Source organism: Pseudomonas frederiksbergensis (assembly GCF_000802155.2).
Classification (GTDB): domain Bacteria; phylum Pseudomonadota; class Gammaproteobacteria; order Pseudomonadales; family Pseudomonadaceae; genus Aquipseudomonas; species Aquipseudomonas frederiksbergensis_A.
Genome location: NZ_JQGJ02000019.1, coordinates 84,602 through 104,044, shown reverse-complemented (window position 1 = coordinate 104,044; position 19,443 = coordinate 84,602). Strand labels below are relative to the sequence as shown.

Sequence of the window (19,443 nt, the reverse complement as noted above, 5' to 3'; positions counted from 1 at the left end):
CGAGAAGATCGAATCGCCGATAGAGCCAAACAACACCGCCCTATCAACTCCTTCAGCGCTTCGATGAACTGGAGCGCCTGGCTTGCCGAAACCATCTAACTCATTGAAACTCAAGGAGTTTTCCGTTTCGACTGCGCCGGAAGTGGGGCGAATTATAGACATCCAGAATTTGCCGTCAACCCTTTATTTCGTTTTTATTACCGAAGGGATCTTCTTCCCCGTTAAACGAGGGATTCGCCGCGCAACTGGCCCAATTCTCAGCACCAACAGCAGCCCACCTATAGAGGCATATATGGACCACTCCTTGAGATCCGCCCGCACGATCCACAACATATGCAGCAAACCAAGCCCGAGGATTAGGTATGCCAGGCGATGCAGTTTTTTCCAGCGAGGTCCGAGTCGCCGCTGACTGTATCGATTGGACGTTGCTGCCAAGGCCAGCAAGCCAAGAAAGCCCAGCGCCCCGACAATGATGTAGGGGCGCTTGCTCAACTCGACGCCCAACTGCGACCAATCGAACCCGAGGATGAACGCCGCATAGCCGCTCAAATGCAGCACGACATAAGCAAAACACCACAACCCCAACTGGCGCCTTACCGCTATCCACCCGGCCCACCCCGTCAATTTCTGCAACGGCGTCATACTCAGGGTGATCAGCAGTAAAACCAGCGTTCCCAACCCGAGTCGATCCACCAGCACCTTGCCCGGATCTGGCCCCAACGAATTCACCAACGCTTCGTAAAGCCACAGCAAAGGCCATATCGCCGCTGCGACGAAAACGCTGAGCCGCCATGCCAGGAAACGCATCAGTAGTCTTTCCTCAGATCCATTCCTGCATATAAGGAAGCAACTTCATCCTGGTATCCGTTGAACATCAACGTATCGCGCACATTAGGACTGAACAGGCCGCTCGGTAAACGACGCTCCCGAGCCTGGGTCCAGCGCGGATGGTCAACGGTCGGATTGACGTTTGCGTAAAAGCCGTACTCATCGGATGCGATGCTTTGCCAAGTGGTCTTGGGCTGCTCACTCACCAGGCTGATGCGCACGATGGATTTCACGCTCTTGAAGCCATATTTCCACGGCACCACCAACCGTAACGGAGCACCATTCTGGTTAGGCAGCTCACGCCCATACATGCCAACCGCCAGGATGGCCAGCGGGTTCATGGCCTCGTCCATCCGCAAGCCCTCCACGTAGGGCCAGTCGATCAGCGCAAAACCTGAACGTTGCCCAGGCATGGTCTTGGGGTCCTGCAACGTTTCAAAACGAATGTATTTGGCCTTGGACGTCGGCTCGACTTGCTTGAGCAATGCGGCTATGGGGAAACCAATCCAGGGGATGACCATAGACCAGGCCTCGACGCAGCGCAGTCGATAAATTCGCTCCTCCAATTGGTAAGGTTTCATGAAGTCTTCCAGGCCATAGCGCCCCGGCTTGCCCACCTCCCCGTCCACTACCACACTCCAGGGTTCGGTTTTCAAGGAGCCAGCATTTGCCGCCGGATCTCCCTTGTCGGTCCCGAACTCATAGAAGTTGTTGTAATGGGTGGCGTCCTTGAACGGCGTAACGGACTCGTTCTTGACCGTGACCGCCCCCCATTGGACGGAAGGCAGTTTTTCGACAAACCAGGACGGCGCCTTGCCGGGCTCCACATCAGGATAACGCACCGCGTCGACGGCACCGGCCCAGCGCGGCAAACCGCCAATGGCGAGGCCAGCCATGGTAGCCCCAAGCATCTGGCGACGGGATAGATAAAGGGATTCTGGCGTGACGTCCGACTCATGGCAATCGGACGACTTGGGGATCTTGATCAGCATGACGACTCCGCAGTATTGGGGGGAGATGCACCAATAGACTGCGGAGTATGGGGGAAATTAGATTAAGGCAACATTTAGCGTCGGCGCAGACGCAACAAATATTGCACCGGGCCAGAAGCGGCGTACGCGAGGAATACCAGCAGCAGAATACGTGGCGGATCACTGAAGACCACGGCAAACACCAGCACCACGGCCAGGATTGCAACGAACGGCACGCGCCCCTTCAGGTCCAGCTCCTTGAAACTGTTGTACTTGATGTTACTGACCATAAGCATCCCGGCCGCCGCAACCAGTAGCGCAACCAGGAAGGACATCTTCGAACCCTGGATTCCGTAGTCGCTGAACGCCCAGACCACCCCCGCTACGACACCAGCCGCCGCTGGACTGGCGAGGCCGATGAAGTAGCGCTTGTCGGCAGTGCCAACCTGGGTATTGAAACGCGCCAGGCGTAACGCGGCACCCGCTACATAGATGAAGGCAACCATCCAACCGACCTTGCCCATGTCCCCCAGCGCCCAGCCGAACGCCAGCAACGCAGGAGCGACACCGAACGCAACCATGTCCGACAGCGAATCGTATTCGGCTCCGAATGCGCTTTGGGTGTTGGTCATGCGGGCCACGCGCCCGTCCAGCCCATCGAGCACCATGGCGACGAAAATCGCAATCGCGGCGAACGCAAAGTAACGACTCGCCCCGGCACTGTCACCAGCACTCAATGCGGCCTGGGCACTCATGGAACTGATGATGGAATAAAACCCGGCGAAAAGGTTCGCAGTGGTGAACAGGTTCGGCAGCAGATAGATGCCACGATGCCGGACCTTGCGGCCTTCAGCGTCATGGCCCTCTTCGACATGCTCATCGATGGGCAACAGGCTTTCGGCGTCAGGAGCCTGATTCGACTCGTCGGGACGTTCGCTCATGGACAATACCTTGCAACGGTGTGAAAAAATTCGACAGGTGCCTGGGACGACGGTTCTACCCCAAACGATGCAGCTTTATACCAGAAGCCGACGCTCAAACGAAAAAACGCGGCCTGGGCCGCGTTTTCCGATCAAGCTCGCGACTCAGTTCTTGGCTTTGTCGACGATCTTGTTGGCACCGATCCACGGCATCATGGAGCGCAGTTGCTCGCCGATGATTTCGATACCGTGCGCGGCGTTGTTACGACGCTTGGCGGTCATCGAAGGATAGCCGGTGGCGCCTTCGCTGATGAACATCTTGGCGTACTCGCCATCCTGAATGCGTTTCAGGGCATTGCGCATGGCCTGGCGGGACTCGGCGTTGATGACTTCCGGACCGGTCACGTACTCGCCGTATTCGGCGTTGTTGGAGATCGAGTAGTTCATGTTGGCGATACCGCCTTCGTACATGAGGTCAACGATCAGCTTCAGTTCGTGCAGGCATTCGAAGTAAGCCATTTCTGGCGCGTAGCCGGCTTCAACCAGGGTTTCGAAACCGGCCTTGACCAGCTCGACGGTACCGCCACACAGAACGGCTTGCTCGCCGAACAGGTCGGTTTCGGTCTCGTCCTTGAAGGTGGTTTCGATGATGCCGGTACGACCACCACCCACGCCAGCAGCGTAGGAAAGGGCGACGTTCTTGGCGTTGCCGGAGGCGTCTTGGTAGATCGCGATCAGGTCAGGAATACCGCCGCCCTTCACGAACTCGGAACGTACGGTGTGGCCTGGGGCTTTCGGCGCGATCATGATCACGTCGAGGTCGGCGCGAGGCACGACTTGGTTGTAGTGGATCGCGAAGCCGTGGGAGAAGGCCAGGGTGGCGCCTTTCTTGATGTTCGGCTCGATTTCGTTCTTGTAGAGCGCCGACTGGAACTCGTCCGGGGTCAGGATCATGACCAGGTCGGCAGCGGCAACGGCGGAAGCCACGTCGGTCACTTTCAGGCCATGGGCCTCGGCCTTGGCAACGGTGGCCGAGCCTTTACGCAGGCCAACAGTGACGTCAACGCCGGAGTCTTTCAGGTTGCACGCCTGGGCGTGGCCTTGGGAACCGTAGCCGATGATGGCGACTTTCTTGCCCTGGATGATCGACAGGTCGCAATCTTTATCGTAGAAAACTTTCATGAATTTCCCCTATATCCGGCCATTCAGGCCATTCGCTAATTTGGTTTAGATGCTCAGTACTTTGTCGCCACGGGCAATCCCGGTGACACCACTGCGTACGGTTTCCAGAATCGAGGCAGTGCCGATCGATTGAATGAAGCTGTCGAGCTTGTCGCTGGTACCGGTCAACTGAACGGTATAGACGCTGGCGCTGACATCGACGATCTGCCCACGATAAATATCGGTAGTGCGCTTGATCTCGGCGCGCTGGGCACCGGTGGCCTTGACCTTGACCAGCATCAGTTCGCGCTCGATGTGAGCGCTTTCCGACAGGTCCACCAGCTTGACCACCTCGATCAGCTTGTTCAGGTTCTTGGTGATCTGCTCGATGATTTCATCGTGGCCCACGGTGGTCAGCGTCAGACGCGACAGGGTCGGGTCCTCGGTTGGCGCCACGGTCAGGCTTTCGATGTTGTAGTTGCGCTGCGAGAACAGGCCCACTACGCGAGACAGAGCACCCGGTTCGTTTTCCAGAAGCAAGGAAATAATGTGTCGCATGATTAGGTACGCTCCGTCTTGCTCAGCCACATGTCGCGCATGGAGCCGTCTTTGATCTGCATCGGGTAGACGTGCTCGCTGGTATCGACCTGGATGTCGAGGAACACCAGTCGATCCTTCATCGCGAAGGCTTCTTCGAGCCCGGACTTCAAGTCCTTCAGGTCAGTGATGCGGATGCCGACGTGACCATAGGCCTCGACCAGCTTGACGAAGTCCGGCAACGATTCCATGTAGGAATGCGAGTGACGGCTGCCGTAGCTCATGTCCTGCCACTGGCGAACCATGCCCAGTACACCGTTGTTCAGGTTGACGATTTTCACCGGCAGACCGTATTGCAGGCAGGTCGACAGTTCCTGGATGTTCATCTGGATACTGCCTTCGCCAGTCACGCAGGCAACATCGTTGTCCGGGAAGCTCAACTTGACGCCCATGGCCGCCGGGAATCCGAAGCCCATGGTGCCCAGGCCACCGGAGTTGATCCAGCGGTTGGGTTTGTTGAACTTGTAGTACTGCGCCGCGAACATCTGGTGCTGGCCCACGTCCGACGTCACGAAGGCATCGCCGTTGGTCACTTCGCACAACGTCTCGATGACGGTCTGCGGCTTGATCACGCTGCCGTCGCCCTTGTCGTAGGGGAACAGGCCACGATCACCGCGCCATTCATCGACCTGCTTCCACCAACTGGCGACGGAATCCTTGTTCGGAGCCTCGCCTATTTCCTTGAGGATCGCGACCATTTCGGTCAGCACGCTTTCTACAGGACCGACAATCGGCACGTCGGCCTTGATGGTCTTGGAGATCGACGCCGGATCGATGTCGATGTGGATGATCTTGGCATTCGGGCAGAATTTCGCCGGGCCGTTGATGACACGGTCGTCGAAACGCGCACCGACCGCCAGGATGACGTCGGCATGGTGCATCGCAAGGTTGGCGGTGTAGCTGCCGTGCATGCCGAGCATGCCGATGAACTGGCGATCAGTGCCTGGATAGGCACCGAGGCCCATCAGCGTATTGGTGACCGGCAGGTTGAGCATCTTCGCCAATTCGGTCAGCGGCGCAGACCCTCCGCCGAGAATCACGCCACCGCCGGAGTAAAGCACGGGGCGCTTGGCCGCCAGCAGCATTTCCGCGGCCTTGCGGATCTGCCCCGAGTGACCGCGCACAGCCGGGCTGTAGGAGCGCAGCTTGGCTTTTTTCGGGTAGATGTATTCGAATTTCTCGGCCGGGTTGGTCATGTCTTTCGGCACGTCGACCACGACCGGGCCCGGACGACCGGATTCGGCCAGGTAGAAAGCCTTCTTCATGACCTCCGGGATTTCCGAAGCGTGCTTGATCATGAAGCTGTGCTTCACGATCGGCCGGGAGATACCGATCATGTCGGTTTCCTGGAACGCATCGGTACCGACCATGGTGCTGGGCACCTGGCCAGAGATGATCACCATTGGGATGGAGTCCATGTAGGCCGTGGCGATACCGGTGATGGCGTTCGTGGCGCCAGGGCCGGATGTCACCAGGACCACGCCGGCCTTGCCGGTGGCGCGGGCATAGCCGTCAGCCATGTGGGTGGCCGCTTGTTCGTGGCGAACCAGGATGTGGGTCACTTCCGGTTCTTTGAACAGGGCATCATAGACATGAAGAAGAGCACCACCGGGGTACCCGTAGATATATTTGACGCCTTCGTCACGCAAGAAGCGGACGAGCATCTCACCGCCAGATAAAAGCTCCACGTTGTTCACCTCTAAAACGCCAGAATACCGACCCACGAAAAGGGGACGGGTCTTAATAGGTTTACTTCTCGGCAGAGCATGAGCGACGGTGGTCGCCGACTACGTCAGCACTGACTGAGCAAGTATTGGGATCGTCCCAAGTGTTGCGGGCCTTTCCCACCCAGCGCGAGGTAACGCGTTGCGGGTGTAACAGGTCGGCGCGGATGTGCGCCTCATGATCTGCCGAGTGGGTCTGCTTCTGGCAGTCCCTCTACAGCGGACTTTGGATTCTTCTGTTTCGCCCTCTGCAAGTCAAGTCGTCAATGTGCTTTATTGAAGTAAGCACATGAGAACGCAAGAAAAAACCTTTAAACGGCTACTCTGTTAGCTTCGATTGCGCAACCCAGGACAAGGAAACAGCATGCGAACGATGTTATTGACCGCCACCCTGCTGCTAGGCCTGAGCCCGATGAGCATGGCCGGCCAGATCTACAAATGGGTCGACGCCCAAGGTGTGACCCATTTCGGCGCCCAACCGCCCGAAGGCGTAGACGCGACCACCGTGGGCAAATCCGCAACGCCCGCGCCCAAACCGGCGGCGCCAGCTTCGGGAGGAGTCGTTGGCGATCAGAAAGCCATCGACCAGCAGGTCAAACAACAGGTGGCCGAGCAGGAGGCTCAGTTAAAGGCTTTCTGCGAACAGGCCCGGACCAACCTCGCGCAGCTACAGAACAACCCCAGGGTACGGGAAGAGGTGGAAGGTGAAATGCGCCGCCTAACTGATGAAGAGCGGCGCCAGCGCATCGATGAAACCCGCGCGCAAATTGAAGAGAACTGCCAGTGAAGACAGTCATCTGGCGGCGCTGATCAACTGGTCGAACTCTTTTAGCAGGACCTGCAGTTGCCGATCCCTGCCCCGTACATCGCGAGCAGCGAAGACCATTTCAGCCATATCCTGAATCCCTGAGGCATTCGGCAATGGAAGATTCTGCTCGAGGATGGCCTTCATCCGCGGCAGGAAAATCCATTGCAGCCACTGCTCGAAGTCCAGGGTGTCGACCGCGAACGGCTCGACACTCGCCAGCGCCTCGGCCGAGGGGGGAACATCGCTCCACCAGCCCTGAACCCGCAGTTCCCGCTCGATAAGCAGCAACTGGTCGGCGATCTTTGGAAAACGTCCATCCATCAGAGGGAAACCTTTGCCTTCTGACGGGCCAGTGCGGCGCCCGCCGAATCGCCTTGTTTCTCACGCGCCTGGGCGATCAACTCCCACAGGCTCGCCTGGAGTGCCGGACGACCGCTGGAAAATGTCAGGCCGCGACGGGCAAGCTGTTCAGCTTGTGGCGCATCGCCTTGGGCCATGCGCACTTGGGCCAGTCGATACAGAACCTGCGGCTCACGCGGCGCGACACGCTGCGCCCGCTCGAGGCTTGAGGAAGCGCCGTTGAGGTCGCCACCGGCCTGCTGCTGTTGCGCCGTGGTCAACAGCGCCAATACCGGGCCGTCCAGTTGCTCATCGGCGGACAAGCCTCCAGCGCTGGCCGACGGAATACTGCTCGGTGTCGACGGCATGCTGTAGCTGCCCTGATTGATCGGCGAGGTTTCAATAGGCCCCGGTGTGATTGGGCCTGGGGTGATCGGCGTGCTGCTGATCGGTGCCGAAGTTGTCGCGCCACCTCCGGGCACCATCACCACCACACCGGTGTCGCCTTGCGGGATCGCCTGGGCCTGGCCCTGCACCGGCCGCTTCACCGTCGTTTGACGGAAACCACCATTGGCCGAAACCCGCTCGCTATTGGAGACGGCCGTACCGGAGTCGACAACCGGAATCGAACCGCGCTGTACGGTAGAACAGCCGCTGAGCAAAGCCACGGCGGTTACCGCTGGAATCAACCACTTGTTCACTTGAAACCCTCTTTGCTTAATTCATCCAGTCCTTGACCCAATCCATCACCGATTCGGCGGGATTCGTGCCGCCGCAGGCTGCACCAGGCGGCGGTTCGCTGCCGCGAATATACGGCATCTGCACGGCGCCCGGGCAATTGGCATCGGAACCCTGGCCCGTGCGCGAATCAACCCAGGCCTGGACGATGTTGTCCGGTTGCGGCATGTCCAGCGGCAACGGGTCGGCCTTGCGCATGAAGCTGGTCCAGACCTGCAACGCACCGGTGGCGCCGGTGAACGGTGTCTTGCCGTTGTCATCACGTCCGAGCCAGACCACCGCCAGCAGGTCCTGGCTGAAACCGGCGAACCAGCTGTCGCGCGAATCGTTGCTGGTGCCGGTCTTGCCCGCCAGGGTCAACGTCCGCGGAAGCACGTTATAGACCGAACTGCCGGTACCTTCGCGCATGACCCGCTGCATGGCGCTCTGGATCAGATATATGGAAGCCGGGTCGAAGCGTTGCTGGATCTGGAACGGATAGCGCTTGAGCGGTTCACCGTCGGCAGTCAGCACGCTGCGGATACCGCGCATCGGCGTATTGAAGCCACCGTTGGCCAACGTCTGGTACATGGCCGCGACTTCGATCGGCGTCAGGCCACCGGCGCCCAGCAGCATCGACGGGAATGCCGGAAACTCGCGGTTTACTCCCAGGCGCGCCAAGGTCTTGAGCACATTCGGCACGCCGACTTCCAGCCCGAGGCGAGCCGTCGACAGGTTGTAGGAGTGCGCCAGCCCCTGGTACAGGAACACCGTGCCGTGGGGACGACGGTCATAGTTCTGCGGCGTCCACACCTGGCCGTCCGCGCCCTTTATCGAAAACGACTCGTCGGACAGCCAGCTCGTCAGCGTGTACTGGCTCGGCTTTTCCAACGCCGTAAGATAAACCGCCGGCTTGATCAGCGAGCCGATCGGCCGCACCGCGTCCAGGGCCCGGTTAAACCCTGCAAAGCTGGCCTGGCGGCTGCCGATCATCGCCTGGACTTCACCGGTTTCCGGATTGGTCACGACCATGGCCGCTTCGACTTCGTCCGAACCCTTGCGCCCCGCCAATCGCTTGAAGGTGTCATTGACCGATGCTTCGGCCTTCATCTGCAGGATCGGGTCGAAGCTGGTGAAGATGCGCAGGCCCTCTTCGGTCAAGTCTTCGTCGCGGTAGTCTTGCCGCAGCTGACGCTTGACCAGGTCCATGAAACCGGGGAACGAGCTGTCCGCCAGGCTGCCACGCTTGGTCACGCCCAACGGCATTTTTTTCGCCGCCTCGACTTGCTCGGCCGTGGCCACACCTTGTTGTTGCAGCAGGTCGAGTACCAGGTTGCGCCGCTCCAGGGCACGCTCCGGATTACGACGCGGGTTGTAGGACGACGGTCCCTTGACCATCCCCACCAACAACGCCACCTGATGCAGCTTGAGTTCGGACAGCGGCTGGCTGAAGAAAAACTGGCTGGCCAGGCCGAAACCGTGCACCGCACGCTGGCCGTCCTGGCCGACGAAGACCTCGTTGAGGTACGCCTCCAGAATCTCCCGCTTGTCGTAGTGCAGCTCCAGCAACAACGCCATCATGGCTTCGGTCAGCTTGCGGGTCAGGCTGCGCTCGTTGGTCAGGTAGAAGTTCTTGACCAACTGTTGGGTCAAGGTACTGCCGCCCTGGCGCATGTGCCCCGACGAAGTGTTGACCCAAACGGCACGGGCAATGGACTTGGGCGAGACACCGAAGTGATGGTAGAAGTCACGGTCCTCGACAGCGATCAGCGTTTCCAGCAGGAACGGCGGCACCTGGTCGATCTTGATCAGGATCCGGTCTTCGAGATTCTTCGGATAAAGGCCACCGATCAGCAGCGGCTCGAGGCGCACCACCGACAGGCTCGCGTTGTTGGCACCGGTCAGCGCGGCAACATAGTCGCCGGAAAAGCGCACCCGCACCGGTTGCGCCTGTTCCATGCCTTCATAGAACTGGAAGCCACGGGTGTTGAGGTCGATGGTGTTGCCGTTCACCGAGGCCGCACCCGGACCATTGGCTACGCTTTCGCGGCGATAACCCAAGGCGTCGAGCTCAGTCAGGAAATCAACCTTGCTCAGCTTTTGTCCGACGAACAGCTCCAACGGCCGTGCGTAGACCTTCGCCGGGATAGTCCAGCGCTTGCCAGAGAACTTCTCCTGGACGATGGCATCGAGGTAGACGGCAAAACCGGCAAGCACGACAAGGCCTACCAGGCTCAGTTTAAGGGCCCAGCCCAACCAGGGCCGCAGGCGGCTGGCGGGTGGTTTCTTGGGGGTGCGGGGGGATCGGGTACGAGTCATGGCGGCGGATTATACGCACTTTGTCGTGGTTCAACATGAGTCCGCCGAGGTTTGCGTTAGCGCGGCTTGCGGCCATAATGACCGCCTTGAATTTTCCAGTCTCTGAAGGATCGCCCGTGAGCCAATCACTGATCGCTGCCCTGCAAAACCCGGCCCTTTACCCGCACCCCGTCGAAGGGTTCCAGGTCATCGAAACCCACATCTCATGGGTATTGCTCACCGGTCCCTACGCCTACAAGTTCAAGAAGCCGGTGAATTTCGGCTTCCTCGACTTCACCAGCCTCGACGCGCGCAAACACTTTTGTGCCGAGGAATTGCGCCTGAACCAGCGCCTGACCCAGGATCTGTACCTGGAAGTGCTGCCGATTACCGGCAGCGACGAAGAACCAATCCTTGGCGGCGACGGCCCCGCCATCGAGTACGCCCTGAAGATGCGCCAGTTCCCCCAGAGCGAGCTGCTCAGCACGCTACAGGCCAATGGCGAATTGACCACCGCGCACATCGATGAAATGGCCGCGCAAATCGCCCAGTTCCACCTCTCCACGCCAAAAGTACCTGCCGACAATCCGGCGGGCACACCAGACAGCGTCATGGCGCCGGTGCGGCAGAACTTCGAACAAATCCGCCCATTCCTCAGTGACAAGGCTGACCTGCTTCAGCTCGAGGCGCTCCAGGCCTGGGCGCAAACCAGCTTCGAACGCCTCAAGCCGTTGTTTACGCAACGCAAGGCCGACGGTTTCATTCGCGAATGCCATGGCGACATCCATCTGGGCAACGCCACCGTGATCGACGGCAAGGTGGTGATTTTCGATTGCATCGAGTTCAACGAGCCATTCCGTTTCACCGACGTCTACGCCGACACGGGCTTCCTGGCGATGGATCTTGAAGACCGGGGTCTCAAGTCCCTGGCGCGACGTTTCATCAGCCAATACCTGGAGCTGACCGGCGACTACGACGGCCTGGAACTGCTGAATTTCTACAAGGCCTATCGCGCCCTGGTCCGCGCCAAGGTCGCGCTGTTCAGCATGCCCGCCGAAGCCGACCCGGTGCAGCGTGCAACGACCCTGCGCCAATACCGCAACTATGCCAACCTGGCGGAAAGCTACAGCACGATACCTTCGCGCTTCCTTGCTATTACCCATGGCGTTTCCGCCGTTGGCAAAAGCCACGTGGCCATGCGCCTGGTGGAAGCGCTTGGTGCGATTCGCCTGCGCTCGGACGTGGAACGCAAGCGCCTGTTCGGCGAACAGCAAGTGCCGAACGACCCGCAAGCCGGCATCTATAACAGCGACGCCAGCAGCGCCACTTACGCCCGCCTGCACCAGATCGCCGACGCGATCCTCCACGCGGGGTTCCCGGTGGTAATCGACGCCACCTATCTCAAGCATGACCAGCGCGACGCCGCGGCCAAGATCGCCGAGGGCACGGGCGCTCCTTTCCTGATCCTCGATTGCGATGCGCCGCAAGCGGTGATCGAAAGCCGGCTGGCCCAGCGCCAAGCCGACCAAAAGGACCCTTCCGACGCCAACCTGGCCGTCATCGCAGCGCAGCAGGCCAGTCGCGAAGCACTGTCGCCGGCTGAAATACTGTGCAGCAAACGCGTTCAAACCAACGAAAGCGGCACGCTGGATGTCGTGGTTGCGCAGATCCGCCAGCGCTTGCCAGGCCTGTAAAACTATTTCGGCCGTGAAGCGACGCCCGGCTTCACGGCCGCCAAATAGTGGCACTATACTGGCGTCATAAAACCATCAGGTGACATGCCATGAGCCACCCAAAGCTTCTCGATTCCCCTCTTTATGCCTTGTTGCGCAAAGATGACATTGCCGGCTTCAACACCGAACGTCCTCAAGGTCCCATCGACATGCGCGGCGGCGATTTTCGAGGCCTGGACCTTCGTGAACTGGACGCCGACGACATCGACTTCACGGACGCCTACTTCCGCTCCGCCGATTTGCGCGGAATTGATTTCCGCAAGTCGTCGCTGGAAGGCGCGAGCCTGGCGCATGCGCAAATCTCGGGCACCTATTTCCCGCCGGAGCTGTCTGCCGACGAAATCTTGATGTCGATGAATTTCGGTACTCGCCTGCGTTACCGCACTCGCTGAAACAACAGCACCTGCGTGCGACACCAGACAATCTCCAGCGCCCCCGCCTGCGCTGGATGACCTGCATTTCCATTCATCGTGCGTAATGCCTTAGAAGCTTTTTCGTCGATTCCGACCAAAGAATCACGCTTTTCCTACTGAGCGCTACACTCCTGAAAAGCTTGCCCACTGCACCAGTCGGCCGTCGCAAGGAGGCTCGATGAATGATGAACTGCAACACCTGAAGAATCTGGGCAAGACATCGGCCCAGTGGCTCCATGCCGTGGGCATCCACAGCGCCTCTGATCTGCGGCGGCTCGGCGCGGTGGACGCGTACCGTGCCGTTCGCACTCGCGGGTTCCGTGCGTCCAAGGTATTGCTGTATGCCATAGAGGGCGCGCTGATGGACATGCATTGGAATGATATTCCCGCTGAGCGAAAGGAAGCCCTCAACAAGCAGCTGGATGCCATCTCAGCGCGTCACAAGGCCTGACAACGCTTTTTGCCCACGCCCACTCGCTCTCGCCGAGAAATACCGGGCAATCGAAAAACAATGTTTGACTTGGAAATGAGAATCGCTATGATTACCACATCCGGTCGCGAGACTGGTCGATATTTGAAAAGCCCTTGGTTCGGACTCTCAGATATCTCCTCATCAGGCTAATCACGGTTATTTGACCCGGCTCTTGCCGGGTCTTTTTTTGCCTGGAAGATTACTTCGCATCGCCTCCACGCATTTGCGCGCAGTAGTCCTGCGGCGGCATTGCCGGGGTGTACCACACGTAATCCGCCATGGCCGATGTCACGTTGGCGCCCTCTTCCGCCAACATCAGCACGATCGGCATATTGTTGGCACCGAGGTCCAACGCATGCAGCGGCACACCCACATCCTTGCGGCCATGCCAGGCGCCAGCCAATAACAACGCCGGCGCGGGAGCCTGGAGCAATCGCTCGGCCATGCGCCGGTCGCGCTGCTGCTGCACGGCCAACATCGCCGGCATCTGCGACTCCGGTAGAAGCCCGCAGTGGGATTCGCGAATCTGCTTCAGTAGCACGTCCCTCACAACGTCCGAATTGGCATGGGCACCCTCCGTGGCGGGAGCCTGGCGATAAATGCGCTGGATTTGCGCGCTGTCCAGGTTGGCTGCCAACACCGGATAAGATTGCCTCAGGGCGAATTCGACCACAGGCCCGTAGAGACTCCAATCCCAACCCGGCAACCAGTCCAAAGCCGTGGGCAAATCTTTCGGCAAGGCCGGCAACTGGCGAACCGCATCGACCCGTGGCTGCTGCTGCGGCGTAAACATCTCCAGCAGCACGCTGCCTTGGGCTCGCCGGTCGGCCAAGGCCTGGAGCAGCCAACGTTGCAGTGCGTGGTGATCGCGATTGTCGTGTTGCTCCCCGACGACGACCCGCTGCGCGTCCGCCAGGCGCTCGACCAATGTCTGGGGCGTGACTGACTGACCGGTGTGCAAATCACGAATCCGTCCGCCAAGCGGAGGTGGCGCAATGCTCTGGCAAGCGCTCAACATTGCCAATGCCAGGATAAGGATCAAGCGCACGTCGGTATCCTCCAGCGAGTGTCAGCGGGCAATGATCAAGGGATGGTCGCGCTCCGGATGGGATTGCACCAGCACGTCCAGGCCAAACACCGCCTTGAGCGGCTCCGGGCGCAACACTTGCCGAGGCGTATCGAGGGCCACCGGCCGGCCAGCCGCCAGCAACAACAGGCGATCACAGTAGCGCGCCGCCAGGTTCAGGTCATGCAGGATCACCAACACCGCCGCGCCGCGACCGGCAAATTCGCGCACCGCTTGCAGGATGGTGTGCTGGTGCAACGGATCGAGCATCGAAGTGGGTTCGTCCAGCAGCAGGTTTTGCCCCGCCTCGCCCGGCCACAATTGGGCCAGCACCCTGGCCAGGTGGACCCGCTGTCGCTCACCGCCGGACAGGCTCAGATAATTGCGACCTTGCAAATACGCTGCATCGGCAGCCTGCAACGCCAACTCGACGATTTGCCCGTCACGTATCCGACCGCTCTGGTGGGGTAGCCGTCCCATGCCGACCACCTCTTCGACTCGGAATGCGAAATCCAGCGTCGAGACCTGTGGCAGCACCGCCAGGCGACGGGCGCGCTCGCTGCCGTTCCACTGCGTCAACGGTCGATCATCGAGCCAGACCTCTCCCAGCGCCGGGCGCATTTCTCCACACAAACCTGCGAGCAAGGTGCTTTTACCCGCCCCGTTGGGACCGAGCACGCCCAACACTTCGCCAGGATTGAGCTGGAGATCAATTTCCGCCAGCACGGTTTCATGTCCGCGGCGAATGTGCAGGTTTAGCGCTCGCAACATCAGGCGCGTCCCCGCAGCAACAGATAAAGAAAGAACGGCGCGCCGATAAAAGCCGTGACGATACCGATTGGCAGTTCCGCCGGGGCCAGCGCCAGACGCGCCACCAAATCGGCGAACAGCAAGAGGCTCGCCCCCGCCAGCACCGACGCAGGCAGCAGGACGCGATGGTCCGGCCCCGCCATCAACCGCACCAGGTGCGGCACCACCAGCCCGACAAAACCGATCATGCCTGCTGCCGCAACTGCGGCTCCGACGCCGAGGGCGGTGCAGAACACTAGCTCACGCTTGAGCCGTTCGACATCGATGCCCAGGTGGGCGGCTTCCGACTCGCCGAGCAGCAGGGCATTGAGCTCGCGGGCTCGACGTGGCAGCCAGACCGCCACGCCGGCGCTGACCAGCAGCAAGGGCCACAACCGTGCGTAGCTGGCACCGTTGAGGCTGCCCAGGTTCCAGAACGTCAGGGTGCGCAAGGTTGCGTCGTCCGCCAGGTAGGTGAACAAGCCCACCGCCGAACCGGACAGCGCGGTCAAGGCGATACCGGCCAAGAGCATGGTAGCGACATGCGTCCGGCCGTTGTGCCGGCCAAGGCGATAGACCAGCGCCGTAACCCCGAGCCCGCCCAGAAACGCGCACAAGGACAATACGTAGGGGCCCAACGCTTCGGGCACACCGCCCAGCGCTGAACCAGCGACGATGGCAAACGCTGCACCCAACGCTGCACCACTGGAAACGCCCACCAACCCCGGGTCAGCCAACGGGTTGCGAAACAACCCCTGCATCGCCACGCCGGACAACGCCAACACCCCGCCCACCGCCAACCCCAGCAGGGTCCGTGGCAGACGAATCTGGCCAAGGATCAGCTCGGCCTGCTCCAGGCCATCCCCGGCCACCGGCAAACCCAACAGGCGCAGGGCGGCGCGCAACGTATCGAACAGTGGCAAGCTCACCGGCCCCAACGCCAGGGACAGCCAGGACGCCAGCAGACACAGCAGGCCCAGCCCTATAAACAAAGTGCGCGGCCTGACCAGCGCCGTCATGGCACCTGGACCGGATAGAACGCGTTGGTCAGCGTCACCAGGCTTTGCGGCAAACGTGGGCCCAGCCCGCCCACTAACAGCGTCGGGTCCAGCTCGATGACGCGCCCATCCCTGGCGGCGCGCGTGGAGGACAGGATCGGATTCTCCTTGAACAGCGCCACACGCGCCTCTTCGCCACGCAAGGCACGATCGGCGAAGATCAGCACCTCGGGATTCAGGCTCGCCAGGGTTTCCACGGAGAAAGGTTTATAACCACTATGGGTCGCCAGGTTGTGGCCGCCAGCCTGTTGCAACAGCCAATCCGCAGCGGTGTCCTTGCCCGCAATCAGCGGCTTGCCGCCGGCGCTGCCCACCAACAGCAACACGCCCGGCGCCTTCTGCTTGAGCCGGGCTTCATTTACGCGGGCGCCGTGCTGGGAAAGGCGCATCTGATAATCCTCGAACATCGCTCGTGCCCTGTCCTCGGTTCCCAACAGCTGGCCCAAATGGCGCAAATTGTCCTGGAGCGCGGTCAGGTTTGGCGCCGCCGAAAACAATTCGACCTGCACCCCGGCGGCCCGAATCTGCGCCAGCACTGGAGGCGGCCCCATTTCCTCGGTCCCCACCAGGATCTGCGGACGCAAACTCAGCACGCCCTCCGCCGACAGTTGCCGTTGATAGCCGATACCGGGCAACGCTCGCAGCGAATCGGGATGCTGACTGGTCGTGTCCACTCCGACCAATTTTGATTCACCACCCAACGCACAGGCCCACTCGGACAAGGCACCGCCAGCGCTCACCCAGCGCTGCGGCAGATCAGCCGCCAACGCGCCCTGGCTTACCAGCAAGACGACACAGAGCGCAGCAACGCGGAGATTCAGGCGCATCGGGCAGCTTCCTCAAAGAAGTTTTCCACAGGATCGGGCTTGGACAAGTATCCTCAATGCCACCTGCGAAGGAGGCGCCATTTGATAATTGTTTTCATTTGACCGTCAAGCATCGAACTTGATGGACGTAGCCCTGTGGGAGCGAGGCTGCTCCCGAATGCAGTGGGCCAGCCCACACCAAGAACACCGACACGCAGCATTCGCACGCAGGCCGTTCCCACAAAGAGCCCATCCTCATGACATTTAGAGACACACATGAAATTTCTTTGTACCACCGCCGAGCTGCCTGAAAGCGGCAGTCGCGGTTTCGACATGGATGGGCGCAAGTTGCTGGCTGTGCGGCGCGCAGGCCAAGCCTACGTCTATCTCAACCGTTGCCCGCATCGTGGCGTGCCGCTGGAATGGCAACCCGACCAGTTTCTCGACGCCAGCGCCAGTCTCATCCAATGTGCGACCCATGGCGCACTGTTCCTGATCGAAAGCGGCGAATGCGTCGCCGGCCCTTGCGCGGGACAGTTCCTCACAGCGCTAGACAGCCGGGAGGACGACCAAGGCATCTGGGTCGAGTTCTAGCAACACCGGCAGCGGGCGATCGATCCACATCTGCTCCGGCGTCAGCGTGGCACCATAGGCCAGCACTTCCACCCCCGCGGCCACCGCCTCGCGCAACGCCGCGGCATACACCGGATCGATTTCCTGCGCCGGGCGCACCGCCTCGATACCGCTCAGGTTCACGCAATACAGCTGCACCGCGCGCACACCTTCACGCGCCAGGCAGGCCAGTTCTCGCAGGTGCTTGGCGCCGCGCAGGGTCACCGCGTCGGGAAACGCCGCCACATTCGTCCCGCCGAAACCCAGCGTGACGCTCTTCACCTCAACCCAGGCCGAGCTGCGATCCGGGTAATCGAGTCGAAAGTCGATACGGCTGTTCTCCATGCCGTAGGCCACCTCGCGCTTGAGCCCGATGAAGCCGTTCAGTTCACCGATGACGCCGGCCCGCAGCGCCTCCTCGATCAGCGAATTGGCCCGCGCGGTATTGATACAGGCCAAGCGACCCTGAGGGGTTTCGCCTATTTCCCAAGTGCCCGGCAACTTGCGCTTGGGGTCGTTGGAACGACTGAACCAGACGCGCGCGCCCTCGGCCATGCAATTGAGCATCGAGCCGGTGTTGGGACAATGAATCGTCAGCAATTCGCCGTGAACGGTCTCGATATCGGCGAGAAAACGCTTGTAACGCCGAATCAGACGCCCCTCTTCCAACGCTGGGAAAAATAGCATCAGCCTTGCCAACTCCGCAGTCCGCGTTCAATTCGCTCCACCGCTTCTTGAAGCCGTGGCAGGCTTTGGGTATAGGCGAACCGCACGTGGTGCCCGGCCTGATGGCGACCGAAATCCAGCCCGGGCGTGAACGCCACGTGTTCGGTTTCAAGAAAGTGCTGGCAGAACGCGAAGGCATCGCCGCCGAAAGCGCTGATGTCGGCATAAAGGTAGAACGCGCCTTGCGGCTCTACCGCAATACCAAACCCCAACTCGCGCAAGGCCGGCAAAAGGAAGTCGCGACGCAACGCGAACTCGGCGCGACGTTGCTCGAAAATCTCGATGGTCGCGGGCTCGAAACAGGCCAGCGCCGCGTATTGCGCCATGCTTGGAGCACTGATGTAGAGGTTTTGCGCGAGCTTCTCCAACTCACCGACGGCCGCCGGAGGTGCCACCAGCCAGCCGAGCCGCCAACCGGTCATGCCGAAATATTTTGAAAAGCTATTGAGGACGAACGCATCGTCATCGACTTCCAGCACGCTGGCGGCGTCGGTGCCATAGGTCAGGCCGTGATAGATCTCGTCGACCACCAAATGGCCGTTGTGGCTCTTGATCGTCTTGGACAGGCCAGCCAATTCATCGCGGGAGAGAATCGTCCCGGTCGGGTTGGCCGGGGAAGCTACCAGGGCGCCGACGCTGTCATGGTCCCAATGGCGATTCACGAGATCCGGCGTCAGTTGGTAACGCACGTCCGGTCCCACCGGCACCAATTGCGCCGCGCCTTCGATCAGCCGCAGGAAATGGCGGTTGCACGGGTAGCCAGGGTCGGCCAACAGCCAGTGCTTGCCCGGGTCCACCAGCAAGGCACTGGCCAGTAGCAAGGCACCGGAACCGCCCGGCGTAACCAGGATGCGCCGGGGATCGATGTCCACACCGTAGCGTTGCGCATAGAAACCGGAGATGGCCTCGCGCAACTCCGGAATGCCCCGGGCCGCGGTGTAGCGGGTCTTGCCCGCCGCCAGGGCAGCCTGGCCGGCCTGGATGATCGGTTCGGCGGTGGTGAAGTCCGGCTCGCCGATCTCCAGGTGAATGACGTCGTGCCCGGCGGCCTGCAATTCGTTGGCACGCGCCAGCAGCGCCATCACATGGAAAGGTTCGATGGCACGACTGCGTGCGCTGTAGGGCTGGGCCATTGGGCCGTCCTTCGCGAAAAAAGAACCGATTCTACCCAACTCCGGAACGGGTGCGGGAACGAGCGCAAAGCTAAAACGGTCCTAGCCCGTAGATCGCTGGAAATCAGTCCAGCGTTAAACCCAGGCTTGACTAAAATCAAGTACTGAGCAGGTTTGCAACCCCACCGGACCGGAGCCGGCCACGGTTTGCAGGCCCCAGCCGCTCCAGGCTCGACAACCGGGAGTAGCGCGGGCTGATTTGATCTGGTAAGTTCGCCCGCTTGCAGCCGCAG

Annotated in this window: 20 protein-coding genes; 5 read left to right on the top strand and 15 right to left on the bottom strand. The window is 60.7% G+C overall.

The genetic code is table 11. The features are described 5' to 3' along the window. Positions 1-183: 183 nt before the first annotated feature. The 6 genes from msrQ to JZ00_RS24840 form a co-directional block, all read right to left on the bottom strand. A complete protein-coding gene (gene msrQ, locus JZ00_RS24865) occupies positions 184-807 on the bottom strand; it encodes a protein-methionine-sulfoxide reductase heme-binding subunit MsrQ (RefSeq protein ID WP_039593838.1) in 624 nt (207 codons plus the stop codon). After that, the gene (msrP, locus tag JZ00_RS24860; RefSeq protein ID WP_039593839.1) at positions 807-1,820 is read right to left on the bottom strand and encodes a protein-methionine-sulfoxide reductase catalytic subunit MsrP; all 1,014 of its coding nucleotides are present in this window, start codon (positions 1,818-1,820) and stop codon (positions 807-809) included. Before msrP ends, msrQ begins: the two co-directional genes overlap by 1 nt. Before the next feature lie 74 nt (positions 1,821-1,894). Then, on the bottom strand, positions 1,895-2,740 hold the full coding sequence (pssA, locus tag JZ00_RS24855; protein WP_039593840.1) for a CDP-diacylglycerol--serine O-phosphatidyltransferase: 846 nt from the start codon (positions 2,738-2,740) through the stop codon (positions 1,895-1,897). Between the two features lie 144 nt (positions 2,741-2,884). Beyond that, entirely contained in the window at positions 2,885-3,901 is a 1,017-nt protein-coding gene (gene ilvC / locus JZ00_RS24850) for a ketol-acid reductoisomerase (RefSeq protein WP_003185459.1), read from the bottom strand. 45 nt (positions 3,902-3,946) lie between these two features. After that, entirely contained in the window at positions 3,947-4,438 is a 492-nt protein-coding gene (gene ilvN, locus JZ00_RS24845) for an acetolactate synthase small subunit (protein ID WP_003205610.1), read from the bottom strand. A gap of 2 nt (positions 4,439-4,440) precedes the next feature. Then, positions 4,441-6,165, bottom strand: coding sequence for an acetolactate synthase 3 large subunit (locus JZ00_RS24840; RefSeq protein ID WP_039593917.1), 1,725 nt, complete (start codon positions 6,163-6,165; stop codon positions 4,441-4,443). A gap of 400 nt (positions 6,166-6,565) precedes the next feature. On the opposite strand from JZ00_RS24840, the gene JZ00_RS24835 reads away from it, so the two are divergent. Then, on the top strand, positions 6,566-6,988 hold the full coding sequence (locus JZ00_RS24835) for a DUF4124 domain-containing protein (RefSeq protein WP_039593841.1): 423 nt from the start codon (positions 6,566-6,568) through the stop codon (positions 6,986-6,988). A 6-nt stretch (positions 6,989-6,994) separates the two neighbouring features. On the opposite strand, the gene JZ00_RS24830 is transcribed toward JZ00_RS24835, so the two are convergent. From JZ00_RS24830 to mrcB, 3 genes are read right to left on the bottom strand one after another with little or no spacing between them, the layout of a single operon-like run. Further along, positions 6,995-7,330, bottom strand: a complete 336-nt coding sequence (locus JZ00_RS24830; RefSeq protein WP_039593842.1) for a YqcC family protein — start codon at positions 7,328-7,330, stop codon at positions 6,995-6,997. Continuing rightward, positions 7,330-8,049: a tetratricopeptide repeat protein gene (locus tag JZ00_RS24825; RefSeq protein WP_039593843.1), complete on the bottom strand. Its 720-nt coding sequence runs from the start codon at positions 8,047-8,049 to the stop codon at positions 7,330-7,332. The genes JZ00_RS24830 and JZ00_RS24825 overlap by 1 nt, the downstream gene beginning before the upstream one ends. A 16-nt stretch (positions 8,050-8,065) precedes the next feature. Then, on the bottom strand, positions 8,066-10,384 hold the full coding sequence (gene mrcB / locus JZ00_RS24820) for a penicillin-binding protein 1B (RefSeq protein ID WP_039593844.1): 2,319 nt from the start codon (positions 10,382-10,384) through the stop codon (positions 8,066-8,068). A gap of 116 nt (positions 10,385-10,500) precedes the next feature. Between mrcB and JZ00_RS24815 the strand changes: the two genes are divergently transcribed. The 3 genes from JZ00_RS24815 to JZ00_RS24805 all read left to right on the top strand — a co-directional run bounded on the left by JZ00_RS24815 (position 10,501) and on the right by JZ00_RS24805 (position 12,960). Next, positions 10,501-12,057, top strand: a complete 1,557-nt coding sequence (locus tag JZ00_RS24815) for a bifunctional aminoglycoside phosphotransferase/ATP-binding protein (protein WP_039593845.1) — start codon at positions 10,501-10,503, stop codon at positions 12,055-12,057. Between the two features lie 89 nt (positions 12,058-12,146). Next, on the top strand, positions 12,147-12,488 hold the full coding sequence (locus tag JZ00_RS24810) for a pentapeptide repeat-containing protein (RefSeq protein WP_039593846.1): 342 nt from the start codon (positions 12,147-12,149) through the stop codon (positions 12,486-12,488). 199 nt (positions 12,489-12,687) lie between these two features. Next, positions 12,688-12,960: a TfoX/Sxy family protein gene (locus JZ00_RS24805; protein ID WP_039593847.1), complete on the top strand. Its 273-nt coding sequence runs from the start codon at positions 12,688-12,690 to the stop codon at positions 12,958-12,960. Between the two features lie 220 nt (positions 12,961-13,180). Here the strand turns inward: JZ00_RS24805 and JZ00_RS24800 are convergent, their stop codons facing one another. From JZ00_RS24800 to JZ00_RS24785, 4 genes are read right to left on the bottom strand one after another with little or no spacing between them, the layout of a single operon-like run. After that, complete coding sequence (locus tag JZ00_RS24800) at positions 13,181-14,029, bottom strand: ChaN family lipoprotein (RefSeq protein WP_039593848.1); 849 nt, start codon at positions 14,027-14,029, stop codon at positions 13,181-13,183. Between the two features lie 21 nt (positions 14,030-14,050). Then, positions 14,051-14,818 (bottom strand): heme ABC transporter ATP-binding protein, encoded by a 768-nt coding sequence (locus JZ00_RS24795; RefSeq protein WP_039593849.1) that lies wholly within the window; start codon positions 14,816-14,818, stop codon positions 14,051-14,053. Beyond that, on the bottom strand, positions 14,818-15,801 hold the full coding sequence (locus tag JZ00_RS24790) for a FecCD family ABC transporter permease (protein ID WP_162488977.1): 984 nt from the start codon (positions 15,799-15,801) through the stop codon (positions 14,818-14,820). Before JZ00_RS24790 ends, JZ00_RS24795 begins: the two co-directional genes overlap by 1 nt. A 50-nt stretch (positions 15,802-15,851) precedes the next feature. After that, complete coding sequence (locus tag JZ00_RS24785; RefSeq protein WP_039593851.1) at positions 15,852-16,721, bottom strand: heme/hemin ABC transporter substrate-binding protein; 870 nt, start codon at positions 16,719-16,721, stop codon at positions 15,852-15,854. Between the two features lie 255 nt (positions 16,722-16,976). Between JZ00_RS24785 and JZ00_RS24780 the strand changes: the two genes are divergently transcribed. Further along, positions 16,977-17,294: a Rieske (2Fe-2S) protein gene (locus JZ00_RS24780; protein ID WP_039593852.1), complete on the top strand. Its 318-nt coding sequence runs from the start codon at positions 16,977-16,979 to the stop codon at positions 17,292-17,294. Here the strand turns inward: JZ00_RS24780 and sfsA are convergent. Then, a complete protein-coding gene (sfsA, locus tag JZ00_RS24775) occupies positions 17,250-17,999 on the bottom strand; it encodes a DNA/RNA nuclease SfsA (RefSeq protein ID WP_039593853.1) in 750 nt (249 codons plus the stop codon). The genes JZ00_RS24780 and sfsA overlap by 45 nt on opposite strands. Continuing rightward, complete coding sequence (locus tag JZ00_RS24770) at positions 17,999-19,171, bottom strand: pyridoxal phosphate-dependent aminotransferase (protein ID WP_039593854.1); 1,173 nt, start codon at positions 19,169-19,171, stop codon at positions 17,999-18,001. The genes sfsA and JZ00_RS24770 overlap by 1 nt, the downstream gene beginning before the upstream one ends. Positions 19,172-19,443: the final 272 nt, after the last annotated feature.

Excerpts from the sequence above, each read along its gene's own strand:
- JZ00_RS24770 (WP_039593854.1), bottom strand. The coding sequence starts at position 19,171 with ATGGCCCAGCCCTACAGCGCACGCAGTCGTGCCATCGAACCTTTCCAT.
- JZ00_RS24795 (WP_039593849.1), bottom strand. The coding sequence starts at position 14,818 with ATGTTGCGAGCGCTAAACCTGCACATTCGCCGCGGACATGAAACCGTG.
- JZ00_RS24780 (WP_039593852.1), top strand. The coding sequence starts at position 16,977 with ATGAAATTTCTTTGTACCACCGCCGAGCTGCCTGAAAGCGGCAGTCGC.
- JZ00_RS24805 (WP_039593847.1), top strand. The coding sequence starts at position 12,688 with ATGAATGATGAACTGCAACACCTGAAGAATCTGGGCAAGACATCGGCC.
- JZ00_RS24830 (WP_039593842.1), bottom strand. The coding sequence starts at position 7,330 with ATGGATGGACGTTTTCCAAAGATCGCCGACCAGTTGCTGCTTATCGAG.
- ilvN (WP_003205610.1), bottom strand. The coding sequence starts at position 4,438 with ATGCGACACATTATTTCCTTGCTTCTGGAAAACGAACCGGGTGCTCTG.
- pssA (WP_039593840.1), bottom strand. The coding sequence starts at position 2,740 with ATGAGCGAACGTCCCGACGAGTCGAATCAGGCTCCTGACGCCGAAAGC.
- JZ00_RS24810 (WP_039593846.1), top strand. The coding sequence starts at position 12,147 with ATGAGCCACCCAAAGCTTCTCGATTCCCCTCTTTATGCCTTGTTGCGC.
- JZ00_RS24785 (WP_039593851.1), bottom strand. The coding sequence starts at position 16,721 with ATGCGCCTGAATCTCCGCGTTGCTGCGCTCTGTGTCGTCTTGCTGGTA.
- sfsA (WP_039593853.1), bottom strand. The coding sequence starts at position 17,999 with ATGCTATTTTTCCCAGCGTTGGAAGAGGGGCGTCTGATTCGGCGTTAC.
- msrQ (WP_039593838.1), bottom strand. The coding sequence starts at position 807 with ATGCGTTTCCTGGCATGGCGGCTCAGCGTTTTCGTCGCAGCGGCGATA.
- JZ00_RS24835 (WP_039593841.1), top strand. The coding sequence starts at position 6,566 with ATGCGAACGATGTTATTGACCGCCACCCTGCTGCTAGGCCTGAGCCCG.
- mrcB (WP_039593844.1), bottom strand. The coding sequence starts at position 10,384 with ATGACTCGTACCCGATCCCCCCGCACCCCCAAGAAACCACCCGCCAGC.
- ilvC (WP_003185459.1), bottom strand. The coding sequence starts at position 3,901 with ATGAAAGTTTTCTACGATAAAGATTGCGACCTGTCGATCATCCAGGGC.
- msrP (WP_039593839.1), bottom strand. The coding sequence starts at position 1,820 with ATGCTGATCAAGATCCCCAAGTCGTCCGATTGCCATGAGTCGGACGTC.